Consider the following 17859-nt stretch of genomic DNA (forward strand, 5'->3'; position numbering starts at 1 on the left):
CAATGATTTCAAGACGTGGTTTTCTGGCGGGTGCGGCTGCCGTTCCCTTCCTGTCCTATGCGAGCATTTTGCCTGCTATCGGAGCTGGACGTCAGGACATTTTGGTTGTGGCGCAGCAGCTCGACAACATGACCAGTCTTGACCCGCATGAGAGCTTTGAAGCTGTCGGCAGCGAAATCTGCAACAACATGTACCAGCGTCTGGTGCATCCAAGCCTCTCCAATCCGGATCAGGTGGAAGGCGGTGTGGCGGTTTCCTGGGAAGCCGACGGCGAAGGCAAGGTCTTTACGTTCAAGATCGATCCGAACGCAAAGTTTGCGAGCGGTGCCCAGATAACAGCGGAAGATGCTGCCTTCTCGCTGCAACGTGCGATCAAGATGAACAAGGGGCCGGCTTTCATCATCGGCCAGTTCGGCTTCACGCCTGAGAATGCCGAGAAGAGTATCGTCGCAACCGATCCATCGACATTGACTTTGACGGTCGAGCAGCCGACATCGCTGCCATTCCTGCTATACTGCCTCTCGGCAAGCGTTGCCAGCATTGTGGAAAAGAAAACTGTTCTGGAGAACGCCTCCGGGGATGACCTTGGCAATGGTTGGCTTCAAAAGAACAGCGCGGGTTCTGGTGAATGGGTCCTCGTTTCCTGGAAGCCGAGCGAAAGCATCATTCTGAACGTTAATCCGCATGGCGCCTACAAGGGCAATGTGAAGCGCATCCTTTTGCGACACGTTGCGGACCCGTCCTCGCAGCTTCTGATGCTTCAGAAGGGTGATGTCGATATTGCGCGTAATCTCACCACTGAACAGCTTCGTATTCTGGACGGTGATGAAAACTACAATCTGGTGCGCAAGGGCGTTGGCGGCTTGATGCTGATGTCGCTCAATCAGAGCGTGGAAGCTCTCGCCAAGCCGAAGGTCTGGGAAGCGATCAAGTGGGCTGTGGATTACGAGGGCATTCAGAAGAACATCGTGCCGCTGAACTACAAGGTGCATCAAACGCTTGTTCCTGAAGGCTTTCCGGCAGCCTTGAATGAAAATCCATTCAAGAAGGATATTGCCAAGGCAAAGGCTCTTCTCGCGGAAGCAGGTGTTCCAGATGGCTTTTCCATCAAGATGGATCACTATTCGGCGCAGCCTAGCCCGGATATCGCACAGGCAATTCAGGCGAGCCTTGCCGAAATCGGGATCAAGGTGGAGTTGCTGGCTGCCGAAAATCGTCAGGTTCTGACGAAGATGCGGGCTCGTGAACACCAGATGGCGTTGACCGTATGGGGCTCTGACTATTTCGACCCGAATACCAATGTCGACGTCTTCTGCAACAATCCGGACAATTCCGATGATGCGAAAACCAAGCCTTTTGCCTGGCGCTCGCATTTCCAGAACGAAGATTTCGCCAAGAAGTCTTTGGCCGCGCGTGATGAACAGGACCCGGCCAAGCGCGTGAAGATGTATGAAGATCTGCAGCGCGAATTCATGAACAACAGCCCGTTCATCATCATGATGCAGAAGTTCGAGACGGCTGCCTGCCGCAAGGACGTTACCGGGATGCGTCTCGGCGTGCTGTCCGATTCCCATTCCTATGCAGGGATCGCCAAGGCGTGAAGAAAAGCCTCAAGAACCTGACCGGAATCCTGAGCAGCGTGTTGATCACGCTGTTCGGGCTTATGGTTATCACATTCATGATCGGCCGCGTCATGCCGGTCGATCCAGTTATTGCTGCCGTGGGCGACAACGCGCCCGAAGCCGTTATCCAGCGCGTACGCGCGGAGATGGGGCTCGATCAGCCGCTTGTGGTTCAGTTTGTACATTATATCGGGCAGGTCCTGCACGGTGATTTTGGCAACTCCATTCTGACCCGCAATCCGGTAGCTCAGGATATCGCACGCTATTTCCCGGCAACGCTGGAACTGGCAACGGCCGCCTTGATTGTTGCTGCACTGATCGGAATTCCGCTGGGCGTATGGGCAGCGGTGCGGCAAGGGTCTTTCGTTGACCAGACGATCCGCGTCATCTGTCTTGCGGGACACTCGGTTCCCGTTTTCATGCTGGCGCTGATTTCACTTCTGGTTTTCTATGCGACGCTCGATCTCGCACCGGGACCGGGGCGCCAGGACATCATCTACGAGGGCATGATTCCGCATGTAACGGGCCTGCTCACGATCGACACGCTCATCGAGGGCGACTGGGACGCATTCTGGGATGCTGTCCGTCACATGATTCAGCCCGTCCTGATCCTAGCATATTTCAGCATGGCGTACATCACACGCATGACCCGTGCCTTCATGCTTGACGCGCTCAAGGGCGAGTTTGTGATTACGGCCCGAGCAAAAGGCCTGTCGCTGACATCTGTGATCTGGAAACATGCTTTCCCGACCGTTGCAGTACAGCTTGTGACCGTTCTGGCGCTTACCTATGCTGGTTTGCTCGAGGGCGCCGTCGTTACTGAAACTGTCTTCAGCTGGCCGGGCCTTGGGCAGTATCTCACGGTCTCATTGATGAATGCCGATATGAACCCGGTTGTAGGGGCTACACTGCTGATCGGTGTTATCTATGTCGGGCTCAATCTGCTCGCCGATATCCTCTATAAAGTTCTGGACCCCCGTGTGCGATGATTTTTGCCAATTTTCATAACTGGGCGCTTGATGACTCGCCCACCTCCCGCTCTCAGGCGAACTGGGGGAGGCGCTATCGTATCTGGGTAAATCTTCGGGCCAATCCGCTCGCAATGATTGGTCTTTTCATCATCGTCGCTTTCGTTGCTTTGTCGCTGGCTGCGCCATTGCTGGCGCCCTATGATCCAAGTGTGCAGGACCTCGGCAACAGACTGTCCGCTCCGACTGCGGAACACTGGTTCGGCACCGATGAACTGGGCCGCGATATTCTTTCGCGCATTCTCTACGGTGGCCGCGTAACCCTTGGAATGGTTATCGCCGTCGTCATTCTTGTCGCGCCGATCGGACTGTTCATCGGCTGCATCGCCGGTTACTTCGGTGGCATGGTTGACACGGCACTGATGCGCGTTACGGATGTTTTCCTTGCCTTTCCGCGACTGATCCTTGCGCTGGCCTTTGTAGCGGCCTTGAAGCCAGGCGTCGAAAGCGCGGTGCTTGCGATTGCATTGACCGCGTGGCCGCCCTATGCGCGTCTGGCGCGTGCGGAAACCATGACCCTGCGCAAAAGCGATTTTATCGCCGCAGCCAAGTTGACTGGTGCTTTGCCTTTCCGCATCATTCTGCGCCATATCATGCCGCTCTGCGTGCCGAGTGTCATCGTGCGTATCACGCTTGATATGAGTTCGATCATCATCACCGCCGCAAGTCTTGGCTTCCTCGGGATGGGCGCACAGCCGCCATCGCCCGAATGGGGTGCGATGATAGCGACCGCCAAGCGCTTTATTTTCGAACAATGGTGGGTTGCCACTATCCCCGGCATTGCGATCTTCCTTGTATCGCTCGCCTTCAATTTCCTCGGCGACGGTCTGCGCGACGTGCTCGATCCGAAGCAAAATTGAGAGAACAGATGCTGGTTGATATCAAAAATCTGCAAATCAGCTTTGAAACGCGCACCAGCCGTTTCGATGCCGTGCGCGGGGTTTCCCTTCAGCTCGGTCGCGAAAAACTGGGTATCGTTGGCGAAAGTGGTTCAGGCAAGTCGCTGACCGCACGAGCCCTGATGAAACTCCTGCCGCCAATCGCTGATGTGAAGGCTGACAAGCTTTCGTTCGACGGTATCGACATTCTGTCGGCTACCGAACGCGGGATGCGTCAGATACGCGGCAAGCGGGCTGGTTTCATTCTGCAGGACCCCAAATATTCGCTTAATCCGGTCAAGACCATAGGCGTGCAGGTGGCTGAGGCGTGGCGCACCCATAAAGGTGGCAGCAAGCGTCAGGCAATGGATGCGGCGGTTGATCTGCTCGATCAGGTCATGATCCGCAATCCGCGTGAAGTGGCAAAGCTTTACCCGCACGAGGTTTCGGGCGGCATGGGCCAGCGCGTCATGATCGCTATGATGCTGGCGCCCGATCCCGAGCTGCTTATTGCCGACGAACCCACATCCGCGCTCGATGCTACCGTACAGGCGGAAATTCTTCGCCTGATCGACGATCTGGTTTCCAAACGGGGAATGGGGCTTCTTCTCATCAGTCACGATCTCCCGCTCGTGTCGCATTTCTGTGACCGGGTAATGGTCATGTATATGGGCCGTGTCATGGAGGAATTGAAAGCCTCGGAACTGGTGCGCGCCGAGCACCCCTATACCAAGGGGCTTCTCAATTGCATTCCGTCTCTGATGCATCCTCGCGATCGATTGCCGGTTCTCAATCGTGAAGAAAGCTGGCTGAACTCATGATAGATATTGATCAACTCCGCATCAGCTTCAACGATCGCGAAGTCGTCAAGGGTGTGTCCTTTCGTGTGGAGAAGGGCGGAAGTTTTGGCATCGTAGGCGAAAGCGGTTCGGGCAAGTCCACCATTCTGCGCGCCATGGCCGGCCTCAACGAACAATGGAGCGGCCGCATCGCGTTCGACGGCAAGGACGTAGCCCCGAAGCGGGCGCCCGCCTTCTTCCGTCAGGTGCAGATGGTGTTTCAGGATCCATTTGGATCGCTGCATCCGCGCCAGACAATCGACCGCATTCTGAGCGAGCTTCTGCTGGTCCACGGTATCGGCAATATCGACAAGCGGATTGAAAAGGTCCTCGATGAAGTCGCATTGCCTAAAGCCGCGCGGTTTCGTTTTCCGCATCAGCTTTCGGGCGGTCAGCGACAGCGCGTGGCGATAGCGCGTGCTTTGATTGCCGAACCGGAAGTACTTCTGCTGGACGAGCCAACTTCGGCGCTTGATGTTTCGGTGCAGGCTGAAATTCTCAATCTGCTCGCCGACCTGCGTGCGGAAAAGAATCTCACTTATGTGCTTGTGAGCCACAATCTCGCGGTAATCGCGCATCTGTGTCCAAATGTCGGAGTGATGCAACACGGCGAGATGGTAGAGCAGCTCGGCGCCGAGGATTTGCGCGCCGGCAGAACGACACATCCGCATACCACAGAACTGCGCGCTTTGAGCGTCAATCTGGAAGAACCTGCCTGACGGAGTTTTCATGTCAACGCATGCTGACTGGAACGCGGCTTCTCTTGCCGCGAAAGTCTTTTCGCGAAGCTGGGCCAAGGATGAGCCGGGCGGTGTCATCATCGGCTTTGGCCCTGATGGGGTAAAGTTTGCTTATGCAAGCGGGCTTGAAAGCCTGTCTACCGGTGTTCCATTTACGGCAAATACAGTCGTTCGCTACGCATCAGTCACGAAACATGCATTTTGTGCAATGGTTCTCAAACATGGCGATGTCATTGGCCTGGAGGACCGGCTAGGTGATCATCTGCCGGAATTGCAAAGCCCACTTGCCGATGTCACCGTCGGACGTGCACTCGACATGACTGGCGGGCTCCCCGATACACGCGAATGCCTGACGCTCCTCGGACTATCTGTCTATACGGAAACGGAAGCCGGTCAGCTTCTGGATTATCTGGCTTCCCTCAAACGTCTCAATTTCGATGCCGGCTCAGAGATTTCCTATTCCAACACCGGTTACCGGCTGGTGGAAGCCGCCCTTGAACGAAAGGGATTCCGTTTCAATGATTTTGTGAAATCGGACATTGCGCAACAACTCGGCATTTTCATGGAAGCGCCGGATGTCTGGAATGACCCGGTTGCCGGTCTCGTGCCCGGTTATTGGAAATCTGGTGAAAAGTGGCAGCTTAGCTCCGCTGGCCTGCATATTTCAGCTTCCGGCAGCCTGACGGGCAGCGGGATGGCGCTGACGAAATGGGCGCAGGCGCTCGTTAACGGCGAGGGGCCGTTCAAAGGCCTGTTGGATAGGCTGTCGGCAGACCGTCGTCTTTCTGATGGGCGCGTCACAGGGTATGGCCTCGGGCTGCGCAGGAACGAGGTGGACGGAAAGCGTTTTGTCGGACATGGCGGTTCGCATCCCGGCTATAAGAGCTATTTTCTGCTCGACCCAACAGCAAAAACCGGAATGATCGTGGTTTCGAACCGCGAAGATGCCAATACGTATAAGATGGCGCGGGACTGCATGGCCGCTCTCAACGGTTTGTCGTTGCCTGAGACGAACTGCACCATCCCGGACGGGCTTTACGTGGCGGATAGCGGACCGTTCTGGTTGGAAATGCGCAACGGTATAGCCAATTGGCTCGATTCCGAAGACACGCTTTACGATATCGGCGGTGGCTGGTTCTCATCCCTGTCACCGTCCTCACCGGTTCGGCTTCGCTGGACGGGTACGGAATTGGAAGGGGAAATCGGCTATGTGTCCCGCCGATTGAAGCCGGTCAAAGTGGAGCCGCTCGGCCACGAACTCGACGGACACTGGCAGGCGCCATCCTATGGTGCCAGTTTCGATATCAAGGACGGCCACCTCATCATGGGTATAGGTCCTACGCGTCGGGCCATGCCATTGGAAGACCTGGGCCAGGGACGGGCCCTGTTCACGCTGCATGATGGCCCGTGGACCAAGCGTGTCTGTCTGCACAAGCTTCAGGACGATCGCATCGAACTGGTCCTGAGCCGCGCTCGGATGATTGAGTACGTCCGTTAATCTGGACATCAAAGGTTATGGATGCGGCGGAAGGGCGACCTTACCGCCGCATCTTGCATTATGGTAGGTTGTGACGCTTGATTCCGGAAATATGAGGTAACGTGATGCTGGAACGGATGATCGATCAGGGCGCAGGACGGGAACCTGCCGACATCGTGCTGAAAGGCGGCCGTTTCTTCGATCTCGTGACTGGCGAGCTTGTCGAAAGTGATATTGCCATCTGTGGGGACCGGATTGTCGGAACATTCGGCAACTACCAAGGCAAGCAGGAAATCGATATTTCCGGACGGATCGTCGTGCCGGGATTTATCGATACTCATCTTCACATCGAATCCTCGCACGTTACGCCGCATGAGTTTGATCGTTGCGTGCTGCCGCAAGGGGTGACGACCGCCATCTGCGATCCGCACGAGATCGCCAACGTGCTCGGTGCAGAGGGTATCAAGTTCTTTCTTGATAGCTCCATGGAAACCATCATGGATATCCGTGTGCAGCTTTCGAGTTGTGTACCGGCGACCCATATGGAAACGTCTGGCGCCGAGCTTCTGATCGACGATCTGTTACCTTTTGCGGACCATCCCAAGGTGATCGGGCTTGCGGAGTTCATGAATTTTCCGGGCGTTCTGGCGAAAGACCCTGAATGCATGGCGAAGCTGAGAGCTTTTCAGGGGCGGCATATCGATGGCCACGCGCCGCTTCTGCGCGGCTTTGATCTGAACGGCTATATTTCTGCGGGCATTCGCACCGAACACGAGGCCACAAGTGCGGAAGAAGCGCTCGAAAAGATGCGCAAAGGCATGCATGTGCTTGTGCGCGAAGGGTCCGTTTCCAAGGACCTGAAAGCGCTCATGCCGATCATTACGGAGCGCCATGCGCAGTTTCTGGCGCTGTGCACGGATGACCGTAACCCGCTGGATATCGCCGATCAGGGCCATCTTGATTACCTCATTCGGACCGCGATTGCAGGCGGCGTCGAGCCGATTGCCATTTACCGAGCTGCAAGCGTTTCCGCAGCGAGGGCCTTCGGCCTTTTTGACCGCGGTCTGGTTGCCCGGGCAACGGGCTGATATGGTCGTGGTGGATAGCCTCGAAGGCTGCCACGCTGAAATCGTCCTGTCAGCGGGCAGGGTGGTTTCGGAAGATTTGTTTGCCGCGCGCAAGGCCGTCGCACCTGTGGGGCGCAACAGCGTCAAGGCGCCGAAAGTCAGCGCATCGAGTTTCCGCTCGCATTCGAACAGCGGCAAGACCCGCGCAATCGGGATTATTCCGGGCAAGATCATAACGGAAAGCCTGAAATTCGACCTCAAGGTCGGCCCGAAGGGTGTCGAGCCGGATTTCGAAAAGGATGTGGTCAAGATCGCCGTTGTCGAACGGCACGGTAAAAATGGAAATATCGCGACCGGTTTTGTGCACGGCTTCGGCTTGAAATCGGGGGCAATCGCGTCAACGGTCAGCCATGACAGCCATAATATCTGTGTGGTAGGCACATCCGACGAAGACATTGCTGCGGCCGCGAACCGATTGGGCGAAATTGAAGGCGGTTTTGTCGTCGTGCGCGATGGCAAGGTGTTGGCTGAAATGCCTTTGCCCATTGCTGGTTTGATGAGCGCCGAGCCGTATGAAACAGTCCGCGACCAGCTTCGCGTTCTGCGTCACGCAGCCGAAGAACTAGGGTCGGTCCTCGAAGAGCCATTTCTGCAACTGGCCTTCATCGCCCTGCCTGTGATCCCTCATCTTAAGATTACCGACCGGGGCCTCGTGGACGTCGACAAGTTCGAGTTTGTTGGCAACTGATCAGTGCAAGCCGCCCACACCCAATAGTTCCTCAACAGTCTGCTGATTGTCTGCAAGTTCTGTCGACGTGCCAGACCATGCGATGCGCCCGCGTTCCAGTATGATGACATGATCGGCAAAATCGAGCGCGCTCTGGATGCGCTGTTCGACGAGCAGGATCGTCATGTCGCCTTTCTGGGCTAATGCCGAGAAAGCAGCCATTAGTTCTTCGCAGATGACGGGAGCAAGCCCTTCCAATGGTTCGTCGAGCAGCAGTACTGTCGGCTGGCCAAGAATGCTGCGCGCGGTCGAGAGCATCTGCTGCTCGCCACCGGAAAGCTGTGATCCGAGATTGCGGCGTCGTTCCTTCAGGCGCGGAAACATTGCATAGGCTTCTTCAAGCGCGTCTTTCGGTCGGCTTTTAAGGCCAACGAAAAGGTTTTCTTCAACTGTGAGGGTGGGGAAGACATCACGGGTCTGCGGCACGTAGCCGAGACCGGCAATTGCGCGAGCTGCCGAAGGAAGCGTGGCGATATTCTTCCCGTCCAACAGAATTTCGCCGCCATAACGGCGTGTTTGCCCTGCTATGGTAGCAAAGAGGCTGGTCTTGCCGACACCATTGCGGCCAAGAACGGCAAGCCGCGACCCCGGATCGGCTTTGAAGGATACATCTTCGATCACGCGTGTGGGGCCGTAACCGGATGAAAGATTGCGAATTTCAAGCGCGGCTGCACTCATTGCGCATAGCTCCCCAGATAGGCTTCGCGGACACGGGCGTCCTGCACGACATCTTCAGGCAGCCCGTCAAAGATTACCGTTCCTGCGGCCAGAACGACGACGCGCTTTGCAAAGCGGAAAACGAGATCCATATCGTGCTCGATCATGAGAACCGCCAGATCGGGGGGTAATCGGGCAAGTGCTTCCTCGATGCGGCCCGTATCGCTTTGTGGAACTCCTGCGGCAGGTTCATCAAGCAGCAGCACCTTGGGACGAAGAGCCAAAGCAAGGGCAATTTCCAGAAGACGCTGCTGGCCATATGCGATCTCGTTCGCCCGCAATTGGGCGAGAGACAGAAGGCCGAGCGTATCGAGAATGTCGCGCACTTCATCCATCACTTCGGGCATTTTGCGATAGTTGCCGAGAATGCGTCCTGTCATGCCTTCTCGTTGCAGGATCGCAAGCGCGACGTGTTCTTCAGGGGTCATGTCGAAGAAGAGGCGGGTAACCTGAAATGAGCGCACAAGCCCACGCCGAACGCGCTGCATGGCGTTAAGCCTGGAGACATTTTCGCCGCCCAGTGTCACCGTGCCGGAGGTGGCCGGAAGATTGCCCGTAACAAGATTGACGAACGTGGTCTTGCCTGCCCCGTTGGGACCTATAAGCGCAACGCGATCGCCTTTCGCCATGCTGATCGAAACATCGTTGGTGACCGCCAGCCCGCCGAAATTCTTGCGCAGTTTTGTTACTTCAAACACGGTGCTCATTTGCGATGCGCCTTCTTTTCAAAGTAATAGGCGACCGTGCCGTAGAGGCCACGCGGCGCAAACAGCACGACAGCAATCAGCAGGGCACCGACCATCGTAAGCCAGTGGAAAGGATTTGCGGCAGAGACGAGGTCTTCGAACCACATGAAGACTACCGTGCCGATCAGCCCGCCGAACAGCGATCCCGTGCCGCCGAGAACCAGCATCACCAAGGCCTCTGCCGACAGGGTGAAGCTGAGACTGTCGAGCCCGACGACCTGCGTCGATATGGCGTTCAGCGCGCCGCCAACGCCGGCAACGGCACCGGAGATAACGTACATGCGAAGCTGGACTGACTGAACCGAAGCCCCCATCGCGTGAATGCGGATTGGGTCTTCTTTCACGCCCCGGCAAAGCATGCCGAAAGGCGAGCGCACGACAAACCGCAAGAAGATGAAAGAAATCAGCAGCAGGACTACAGCGTAAATGTAGACCGTGTGTCCGTAGAGATCGAACTCGAATATGCCGAGAATTGGATCGGGCGCAATGCCACTCAGTCCATCGCTACCGCCGGTCCAGCTTGATGCCTTATTAGCCGCTTCGTGAAAAAGATGGATCACGGCAATCGATAGGACGAGTTGCGCGAGGCCGTGGGCACGCAGAATGACGGCTCCGGAAACAAGTCCGGTGATCGCGCCAGCTATCAGGCCGATGAGTGTCATCAGGAGCGGGTCGGTAATTCCGAAATGTGCGGCGGCGATGCCGGCGCCATAGGCTCCCGCGCCAAATAGGGCAGCGTGACCAAGTGTTGCGATGCCGCAATAGCCGGTCACCAGATCGAGGGACAATACGAGCAAGGCAATTGCGATGATGCGTGTCAGCAGCGCCAGATTATCGGGAAACAGAAACCAGCCGATGACACTGGCCAGGATTATGGCTGTGATGCCGAGGAAACCCGCGCGAGAATGACGGCGTTGGTTGAGGCTTTGCGTCACGTCGGTCATTTTCTGGCCAACCTTCCTGCAAGGCCGCGGGGGAATAGGGTCACAATGACGATCACCGCCAGATAAAAGAAGAACTCGCCATATTCCGGTGCCAGATAACGGCCGGTAGTATCGATTGCGCCGAGTAGGAGGCAAGCGATCAGCGCACCGGGTATGGAGCCTGCACCACCGACCGAAACAACCACCAGAAAAGTCACCATGTAGCGGAGTGCGTAATAGGGCTCAACAGGCAGAAGTTCGGCGCCAACAACGCCGCCGAGAGCTGCAAGCCCAATGGCAAGCGCAAAGCTGACGGCATAAACGATTTCAGTTCGCACACCGAGGGCTGCCGTCATATTGGCATTGTCGACAGCGGCACGCAGTTTCACGCCGAAGGCGGTGCGTTCGATGATGTACCAAAGGCCAAGAGCTACTACCAGGCCGCAACCGATCGCAAAGACACGGTGTTTCGCGATAGCCCGAAATCCGAGATCGACCGATCCACGCAGCGCTTCCGGCAAGGGGATGGTCTTCAGCGTCGGCCCGAATATGTAATTCGTCAGTCCTATGATGCAGAAAGTGATGCCGATGGTCATCAGAACCTGGGTCAGCTCGGGCGCTCCGTAAATGCGCCGATAGAGCAGCCGTTCCACCGGAACTGCGATGAGCATCGTACCAGCGACGGCAATAATGATCGCAAAGCCGTAATTGAGGCCGAGTTGCTGGGCGGCATAGGATGCGAAATAGCCGCCGATCATCGCAAATGCTCCATGAGCCAGATTGACGACCCGCATCAAGCCCATGGTAACCGAGAGGCCGATGGAAATGACGAAAAGCACCATGCCGTAAGCAAGGGCATCGACAGCAATGCTGAGCACAGTCTGCATTGAATGATCCTGTTGGAACGTATCCCGAGATGCGCAAGACATTGTTCGGGATACGCGGTAAAACAAGCAGTTACGGACCGGAGCGAACGCGTTTCACGCCTCTCCAGGCAATGCGCGGCAGTAGTTCGACCGCCGAGCTATTGAGCTTTCAGTCCGGGGTCTCCCTGCTTCTCGAAAGTCTGGATTTCCTTGTTGTAGAAAGTCCCGTCATCAGCCTTGGCTACTTCACGCAGATAGATATTCTGCGTCATGTGGCGGCTTTCTGGATCGATGGATACTGGGCCGCGCGGGCTGATCCATTCCATGCCTTTGACTGCTTCGACCGCTTTCTCGGCATCTTTTTCGCCGCCGGTCGCTTCGATCATCTTGTATATGACATGCATGCCGTCATACGCGCCAACCGAAGGGAAGGAAAGTTCGACAGGATTGCCAACAGCTTTCCGGGCTTCCTCTACGAACTTCTTGTTCTCCGGCGAGTCATGGGAAACCGCATAGTGGAACGTCGTCAGCACGCCGAGAGCATTCTCGCCCAACGCCGGAAGATCGGATTCCTGGGTCAGATCACCCGGAGCGAAAAGCTGGATGCCCGAGCCCTTTAAGCCGTTATCGACATAGGACTTCATGAAACCGAGCGTCGTTGGCCCTGACGGCAGGAACGCGAACACGCCTTGAGCGCCGGAATCCTTGATGCGCTGCATGATCGGGCTGAAGTCGTTCGTTGCAAGTGGCATACGAATGGCTTCGACCACTTCTCCACCAGCTTCGGTGAACGCTGCCTTGAATGCATTTTCAGCATCCACTCCTGGTCCATAATCGCTCACAACCGAGATAACTTTCTTCACACCCTTGTCGAGTGCGACCTTCGCGATCGGGGTTGACGTTTGCCACGTGGTGAAGGACGTGCGCACCACATAGGGGCTTTTGGTTACGATGGAAGACGTGGCGGCATTCATGACCACCATCGGCACATTGCCTTGTTTGAGAATGGGTGTAACCGCCATGGCGTCAGGAGTGAAGTAAAAGCCAGCGAGATATTGTACGCCTTCCTTGACCACGAGTTCCTGCGCAAGTGCCTTGGACTGCGCCGGGTCTGCCTGCGGCACGTCGCGATAAACGATCTCGACAGTGTCATCGCCGATCTTGTTACCATGCTCGGCCATATAGGCGTCGATGCCAGCTTTGAAGTTCTTGCCCTGAAGGGCAAATGGCCCTGAAAATGGACCGATGACACCGACCTTCACCACGTCCGCATAAGCTGCCGACGTCGCAAGTGAAAAGACCGCGAGCGCGGTTATTGCGATTTTCTTCATGTTCTCCTCCCTATCGCCCACCATTCCTGCCCGTGACCGTCTCGTCGCAACAGGGAATGTCCTGATTTCAGCATGCCTATCTAAATGGTCATGTAAAATGAAAAATTACTTATAATCGATACCCGGATGGTTATGTGTCTGGCGCTTGTTCGGTGCCGATCCGGACAATCTTGTCGATCAGCGCCGATGCAATGTTAAGAGCACTGCCGGTTGACGCAACGATCTGCGGCAGGACCATCCATTCGACCATCCAGGCTGCGCCTGAGCGTTCCTGTTCGTGCACCATCGCCTGATGGAGCCCTCCCATTTGGGCTGCATTGAAGCGGGCAAGGCTAATCAATATCTCCGCTCCCACGGGATTTTGCTTGTGCGGCATAGCCGACGATCCGCCGCCACCTGTCAGGGAAAGTTCCTCACCCATTTCGGCCATGAGTGCGATGTCCTGTCCGAACTTTCCCAGAGTACCCGTGACAAGCGAAAGCAGATTACCAAATTCAACGATGAATGCGCGTTGGCTGTGCCATTGCAGACTATCGTGCAGTTCGAGCTTTTCGGCTAGCAGCGCCCGCAGGGCTGGTGCTTGCGTGCCGAATTTTTCAAGCGTTCCTGCTGCGCCTCCGAACTGCACGGGAAAGGAGATGGCGTTCAACTTCGTGCCGTAACTGCAGAGAGGGTTTTTCCAGCTCGAGATGCGGTCCGATACGGTTATGGGAAGAGCAGCCTGCATACGTGTATAGCCGGTGAGCGCATTCGTTCCGAACGTCACCTCAAGCCATTCATAGCGTTGAACCAGTTGTTGAATTCTTCCATAGAGGATTGTGCTTGTACGCTTCAGCCGCAAAACAAGACTCGTATCGATGACATCCTGGCTCGTCGCACCATAATGAACATACTCTCCGTAATCTTTCCCCACAGCCAGTTTTAGCTCTTTCACGAGCGAGGGAATAACCACACCATCGCGGGCCGTGGCCTTTGCCAGACTGGAGAGGCTGGGTTCGAACGTCTCTATCGTTTGCGCGATTGCAAGTCCTGCCTCGGTTGGTATCAGGCCAAGATCGGCTTGAGCCTCGGTCAGTGCCGCTTCGTAGCGCAACATTTCAGCAATATCGGCTGCTGCCGTGAACAGGCTCAATATCTCTTCGTCATCGCCGAAGAGCTGCGCCAGAAATGGGTGTTCGAAGACCGAGATACTCATGCGTCAAATATCGAAAAAGATGGTTTCTTTTTCGCCCTGCAAGTGAATATCGAAATGATAGACGCTACCTTCGCGTCGACCGATGAGAGTTTGCACCCGGCTGCGGTGTTCGATGCGAACAAGGATGGGATCCTCTGCATTGGCATCGGCTTCGTCGGAAAAATACATCCGTGTCTGCAAGCCGAGATTGATGCCACGAGCCACGATCCACAAGGTGACGTGCGGCGCCATGAGGCGACCATCCTTGAAAGGAACGCGCCCCGGCTTGATCGTCTCGAAAGTGAATTCGCCTGTGTCCATATGGCTCGGACACCGGCCCCAGCCACGAAAGCCGATGTCGGCCTTGCCGCCGGTTTCCGAAGGGCTGTTATAGAGGCCGCGCGCATCAGCCTGCCATATTTCCACAAGCGCATCGCGAAGCGGTGCACCCATTCCGTCAATGACATAACCTTTGATGGTGATGCGTTCGCCCGTGGTTTCCTCACCGTAGAGAGGGCCAGACCCGAGGTCCTGCTGGAAGACGCCGTCGATTCCGACAAAGTTGGGGGTCAATCCGATATGGACATAAGGGCCTGCGGTTTGTGAGGCGGTTTCTTTCAGATACGTGAGAGGTTGCGCCATATCAGTTGCCCTCCGGGCGATTTTCGAAGAGGGTTGAACGACGACCGCGTAACACGATGTCGAACTTGTAAGCGAGCATATCCATCGGCATACTGGCGTTCATATCCAGCGGTGCGACCAACCGTTCGATAGCCGATTTGTCCGGGATGGTTTTGACGATCGGGCATATCCAGATCAATGGATCCCCTTCGAAGTACATTTGAGTGATGAGACGTTGCGCAAAGCCATGCCCGAACACCGAGAAATGAATGTGAGCCGGACGCCAGTCGTTCACGCCATTTGGCCAGGGATATGGACCGGGCTTTATGGTCTTGAACCAGTAATAGCCGTTCTCGTCCGTTATGGTGCGGCCGACACCCCCGAAATTTGGATCGATGGCTGCAAGATAGGTTTCTTTCTTGTGGCGGTAACGTCCGCCGGCGTTGGCCTGCCAGAATTCCAGGAGCGCCCCCGGAACAGGCCTATTGCTTTCGTCGAGAACACGGCCATGCACAAGGATGCGCGGGCCGATCGGCATCTCACCGGGGCGCGCGTAATTCAGGATGAGATCATTATCCAGCTCATGCAGCATGTTGTGCCCGAATACCGGGCCGGCAATTTCGCTTTTGGTGCCTTCGAGCGAAAGCAGCGCGCGGGTAGGTGAGCGAAGCACCGAGGTCTTGTACCACGGCGTGTAGGCCGGTGGATGCATCGACAGATCACGAGCAAAGAATGGAGTTGTCTCTGGCAGACTGTTTTTCATTTTTCGGCCTCCTCCGCATCCATCTGCGCATAAGTCTGCTTGGCGATCTTGAAAGCGTGGTTCGATGCCGGAACTCCCGCATAGATAGCGACATGCATCAATGCTTCGCAGATGTCCTCCCTCGTCGCGCCTGTATTTTTTGTAGCGCGTATATGCATGGCAACCTCGTCGTCTTGCCCGAGTGCGGCAAGAAGCGCAATGGTAACGATCGAACGCTCCCGTTTGGTCCAGCCCGGACGCGACCAGACGGTTCCCCATGCAGCTTCCGTTATAAGCTCCTGAAATGGTGCATCAAGGTCGGTCGCGCTGTTTGAAGCACGATCAACATGCGTATCGCCCAGAACCGAACGGCGCACATTCATGCCGATCTTGTAACGGTCTGACCGCACGGCATTGTCAGCCATGGTTATTCTCCATGCTAGAATCTGTTTGTAATAAAGTTGCGTAACAGCGAGACGTAGGCATCGGGCTGTTCGACGCAGGGGATATGGCCGCAGTCGGCAATCTCTGCAAAATCTGCTTGAGGAACGAGGCCTGCCAATTCGCGCGCAATGGCGGGCGGTGTAGAACCGTCCTGCTCGCCGACCAGACACAATGTCGGCACCGAAATCTTTTTGGCTACTTGCGTTAAGTCGGCATCCCGCAGAGCAGCGCAAGTGGCTGCATAGCCTTCGAGCGGTTGCCGAACGAACATGTTGCAATACGCACGATAGGAAGGATTATCGGGATGCCGATAGGCAGGGGTGAACCAGCGGGGCATTGTCGCGTCGAGAATGCTTGCGAGGCCGTTTTCCCGAATAGCGGCAATACGCGCATCCCACATATCGGCAGTGCCAATCTTGTGGGCAGTGTTGGACAGAACAAGCCCTGTCACCAAATCGGGTCGCGCGGCAACAACGCCTTGCGCAATCAAACCGCCGACAGAAAGCCCGCAGATGATCGCCCGCTTTATCGAGAGCTTGTCTAGCAGTGCGGTGAGATCGGCGGCGAGCAGTTCGATTGTGTAAGGAGTGTTTCCGATGTCCGAAAGACCGTGGCCGCGCTTATCATAGACGAGAACTGATACGTCGTTGCCCAGGCGTAAACGAACTTCATCCCATATGCGCAGATCGGTTCCCAGCGAATTAATGAAAACCAGAACGGGCTTTTCGGCTGCTGCCCGTTGAAAGTCGTAATGGATGACGACGTCGTTTACGGATGCGAATTGCACGGCTTTCTCCTCTTGCATCGCACTGTCATGCTTTCAACTGGTTAAGTAAAATGATATTGTTGGCCGAAATCATAACTATAAGGTTATAGATAGGTGATTGGAAACCGGATCAAGTTTCGCCATCTGCATACGTTTGTTGAGGTTGCGCGACAGAAAAGCGTGGTCAAGGCTTCGGAAGTCTTGAGTATCAGTCAACCGGCCGTGACCAAGACAATGCGTGAACTGGAGGAAATTCTGGGCGTTCCGGTGGTGGAGCGCGATGGTCGCGGGATAAGGATAACGCGGTTCGGTGAAGTGTTTCTTCGTCACGCGGGAACAGCTCTGACGGCTCTCAGGCAGGGACTGGATTCCGTATCACAGGAACTGGACGGATCGGGGCCGCCTATTCGCATTGGCGCATTGCCGACAGTTTCAACACGGATCATGCCGAAAGCAATGAGCCTGTTTCTTGCGGAGAGAACATCCAGCCAGGTCAAAATCGTGACGGGCGAAAATGCTGTTCTTCTGGAGCAGTTGCGGATTGGCGATCTCGATCTGGTCGTCGGGCGCCTTGCAGCACCTGAAAAGATGACCGGGTTTTCCTTCGAGCATCTTTACTCGGAGCAGGTCCGGTTTCTTGTGAGGGCGGGGCATCCTCTGGCAACTGGACACGCGGTTTTCGAAAGGCTGGCCGATTATCCGGTTTTAATGCCGACACGCAACTCGATCATTCGTCCTTTTGTGGACCGGCTGTTGATTACAAATGGGATCGGAACACTGCCTGTTCAGATAGAAACTGTATCCGATGCTTTCGGGCGCGCATTTGTCCGCGAGAGCGATGCGGTGTGGATTATATCAGAGGGCGTTGCGGCCAGGGACGTCTCAGAGGGCAAGCTGGTTGCGTTGCCCATTGATACAAGCGAGACAACGGGCCCTGTAGGGCTCACGATGCGGACCGATATGGCGCAGACCGCCGCGATGCAGATTCTGATCCAGACATTGCGTGAAGCTGCCGGCCTGAAGCCATAGAACCGCGGTCGACTACCTTGATGAGGTGGCCGACCGCGCGAGATGCGACAAGTTCCGATTGG

The 17859-nt window shown here is 55.9% G+C and carries 17 protein-coding genes and 1 pseudogene; 8 read left to right on the forward strand and 10 right to left on the reverse strand.

The window, feature by feature from the left end:
• The first annotated feature begins 2 nt into the window (after window positions 1-2).
• The 7 genes and pseudogenes from ACS5UA_RS08550 (at window position 3) to ade (ending at window position 8399) form a co-directional block, all read left to right on the forward strand.
• The gene (locus ACS5UA_RS08550) at window positions 3-1601 is read left to right on the forward strand and encodes an ABC transporter substrate-binding protein (protein ID WP_006468994.1); all 1599 of its coding nucleotides are present in this window, start codon (window positions 3-5) and stop codon (window positions 1599-1601) included.
• Window positions 1598-2611, forward strand: a complete 1014-nt coding sequence (locus tag ACS5UA_RS08555; protein ID WP_021587262.1) for an ABC transporter permease — start codon at window positions 1598-1600, stop codon at window positions 2609-2611. Before ACS5UA_RS08550 ends, ACS5UA_RS08555 begins: the two co-directional genes overlap by 4 nt.
• Complete coding sequence (gene nikC, locus ACS5UA_RS08560; protein ID WP_006468992.1) at window positions 2608-3510, forward strand: nickel transporter permease; 903 nt, start codon at window positions 2608-2610, stop codon at window positions 3508-3510. Before ACS5UA_RS08555 ends, nikC begins: the two co-directional genes overlap by 4 nt.
• A gap of 8 nt (window positions 3511-3518) precedes the next feature.
• The gene (locus ACS5UA_RS08565; protein ID WP_006471316.1) at window positions 3519-4349 is read left to right on the forward strand and encodes an ABC transporter ATP-binding protein; all 831 of its coding nucleotides are present in this window, start codon (window positions 3519-3521) and stop codon (window positions 4347-4349) included.
• Window positions 4346-5086: an ABC transporter ATP-binding protein gene (locus tag ACS5UA_RS08570; RefSeq protein ID WP_021587261.1), complete on the forward strand. Its 741-nt coding sequence runs from the start codon at window positions 4346-4348 to the stop codon at window positions 5084-5086. Before ACS5UA_RS08565 ends, ACS5UA_RS08570 begins: the two co-directional genes overlap by 4 nt.
• A gap of 10 nt (window positions 5087-5096) precedes the next feature.
• Window positions 5097-6605: a serine hydrolase domain-containing protein gene (locus ACS5UA_RS08575; RefSeq protein WP_006468989.1), complete on the forward strand. Its 1509-nt coding sequence runs from the start codon at window positions 5097-5099 to the stop codon at window positions 6603-6605.
• A 104-nt stretch (window positions 6606-6709) separates the two neighbouring features.
• Window positions 6710-8399: pseudogene (gene ade / locus ACS5UA_RS08580) on the forward strand (adenine deaminase).
• Here the strand turns inward: ade and ACS5UA_RS08585 are convergent.
• The 10 genes from ACS5UA_RS08585 to pcaD form a co-directional block, all read right to left on the reverse strand.
• Window positions 8400-9116, reverse strand: coding sequence for an ABC transporter ATP-binding protein (locus tag ACS5UA_RS08585; RefSeq protein WP_006468987.1), 717 nt, complete (start codon window positions 9114-9116; stop codon window positions 8400-8402).
• Complete coding sequence (locus tag ACS5UA_RS08590) at window positions 9113-9862, reverse strand: ABC transporter ATP-binding protein (RefSeq protein ID WP_006468986.1); 750 nt, start codon at window positions 9860-9862, stop codon at window positions 9113-9115. The genes ACS5UA_RS08585 and ACS5UA_RS08590 overlap by 4 nt, the downstream gene beginning before the upstream one ends.
• Window positions 9859-10845, reverse strand: coding sequence for a branched-chain amino acid ABC transporter permease (locus ACS5UA_RS08595; protein WP_006468985.1), 987 nt, complete (start codon window positions 10843-10845; stop codon window positions 9859-9861). The genes ACS5UA_RS08590 and ACS5UA_RS08595 overlap by 4 nt, the downstream gene beginning before the upstream one ends.
• Complete coding sequence (locus ACS5UA_RS08600) at window positions 10842-11711, reverse strand: branched-chain amino acid ABC transporter permease (RefSeq protein ID WP_006471315.1); 870 nt, start codon at window positions 11709-11711, stop codon at window positions 10842-10844. Before ACS5UA_RS08600 ends, ACS5UA_RS08595 begins: the two co-directional genes overlap by 4 nt.
• 137 nt (window positions 11712-11848) lie before the next feature.
• Window positions 11849-13021 (reverse strand): ABC transporter substrate-binding protein, encoded by a 1173-nt coding sequence (locus tag ACS5UA_RS08605; RefSeq protein ID WP_021587259.1) that lies wholly within the window; start codon window positions 13019-13021, stop codon window positions 11849-11851.
• 130 nt (window positions 13022-13151) lie between these two features.
• Entirely contained in the window at window positions 13152-14216 is a 1065-nt protein-coding gene (locus ACS5UA_RS08610; RefSeq protein WP_006468982.1) for a 3-carboxy-cis,cis-muconate cycloisomerase, read from the reverse strand.
• Between the two features lie 3 nt (window positions 14217-14219).
• Window positions 14220-14837, reverse strand: coding sequence for a protocatechuate 3,4-dioxygenase subunit alpha (pcaG, locus tag ACS5UA_RS08615; protein ID WP_241083948.1), 618 nt, complete (start codon window positions 14835-14837; stop codon window positions 14220-14222).
• Window position 14838: 1 nt separating this feature from the next.
• Complete coding sequence (gene pcaH / locus ACS5UA_RS08620) at window positions 14839-15579, reverse strand: protocatechuate 3,4-dioxygenase subunit beta (RefSeq protein ID WP_266029600.1); 741 nt, start codon at window positions 15577-15579, stop codon at window positions 14839-14841.
• Window positions 15576-15983, reverse strand: a complete 408-nt coding sequence (gene pcaC, locus ACS5UA_RS08625) for a 4-carboxymuconolactone decarboxylase (protein WP_006468979.1) — start codon at window positions 15981-15983, stop codon at window positions 15576-15578. The genes pcaH and pcaC overlap by 4 nt, the downstream gene beginning before the upstream one ends.
• A 14-nt stretch (window positions 15984-15997) precedes the next feature.
• Window positions 15998-16789 (reverse strand): 3-oxoadipate enol-lactonase, encoded by a 792-nt coding sequence (pcaD, locus tag ACS5UA_RS08630; protein ID WP_006471313.1) that lies wholly within the window; start codon window positions 16787-16789, stop codon window positions 15998-16000.
• Between the two features lie 93 nt (window positions 16790-16882).
• Here pcaD and pcaQ point away from each other — a divergent pair, with 93 nt between their 5' ends.
• On the forward strand, window positions 16883-17797 hold the full coding sequence (gene pcaQ, locus ACS5UA_RS08635) for a pca operon transcription factor PcaQ (RefSeq protein WP_006468977.1): 915 nt from the start codon (window positions 16883-16885) through the stop codon (window positions 17795-17797).
• The last annotated feature ends 62 nt before the right edge of the window (window positions 17798-17859 follow it).

It is taken from the genome of Brucella sp. RRSP16, from assembly GCF_052246815.1.
In the GTDB taxonomy this organism is placed as follows: Bacteria; Pseudomonadota; Alphaproteobacteria; order Rhizobiales; family Rhizobiaceae; genus Brucella; species Brucella intermedia.

Coding starts and splice junctions, on each gene's coding strand:
- ACS5UA_RS08550 (WP_006468994.1), top strand. CDS start 3: ATGATTTCAAGACGTGGTTTTCTGGCGGGTGCGGCTGCCGTTCCCTTC.
- nikC (WP_006468992.1), top strand. CDS start 2,608: ATGATTTTTGCCAATTTTCATAACTGGGCGCTTGATGACTCGCCCACC.
- ACS5UA_RS08565 (WP_006471316.1), top strand. CDS start 3,519: ATGCTGGTTGATATCAAAAATCTGCAAATCAGCTTTGAAACGCGCACC.
- ACS5UA_RS08570 (WP_021587261.1), top strand. CDS start 4,346: ATGATAGATATTGATCAACTCCGCATCAGCTTCAACGATCGCGAAGTC.
- ACS5UA_RS08575 (WP_006468989.1), top strand. CDS start 5,097: ATGTCAACGCATGCTGACTGGAACGCGGCTTCTCTTGCCGCGAAAGTC.
- ACS5UA_RS08585 (WP_006468987.1), bottom strand. CDS start 9,116: ATGAGTGCAGCCGCGCTTGAAATTCGCAATCTTTCATCCGGTTACGGC.
- ACS5UA_RS08590 (WP_006468986.1), bottom strand. CDS start 9,862: ATGAGCACCGTGTTTGAAGTAACAAAACTGCGCAAGAATTTCGGCGGG.
- ACS5UA_RS08595 (WP_006468985.1), bottom strand. CDS start 10,845: ATGACCGACGTGACGCAAAGCCTCAACCAACGCCGTCATTCTCGCGCG.
- ACS5UA_RS08600 (WP_006471315.1), bottom strand. CDS start 11,711: ATGCAGACTGTGCTCAGCATTGCTGTCGATGCCCTTGCTTACGGCATG.
- ACS5UA_RS08605 (WP_021587259.1), bottom strand. CDS start 13,021: ATGAAGAAAATCGCAATAACCGCGCTCGCGGTCTTTTCACTTGCGACG.
- ACS5UA_RS08610 (WP_006468982.1), bottom strand. CDS start 14,216: ATGAGTATCTCGGTCTTCGAACACCCATTTCTGGCGCAGCTCTTCGGC.
- pcaG (WP_241083948.1), bottom strand. CDS start 14,837: ATGGCGCAACCTCTCACGTATCTGAAAGAAACCGCCTCACAAACCGCA.
- pcaH (WP_266029600.1), bottom strand. CDS start 15,579: ATGAAAAACAGTCTGCCAGAGACAACTCCATTCTTTGCTCGTGATCTG.
- pcaC (WP_006468979.1), bottom strand. CDS start 15,983: ATGGCTGACAATGCCGTGCGGTCAGACCGTTACAAGATCGGCATGAAT.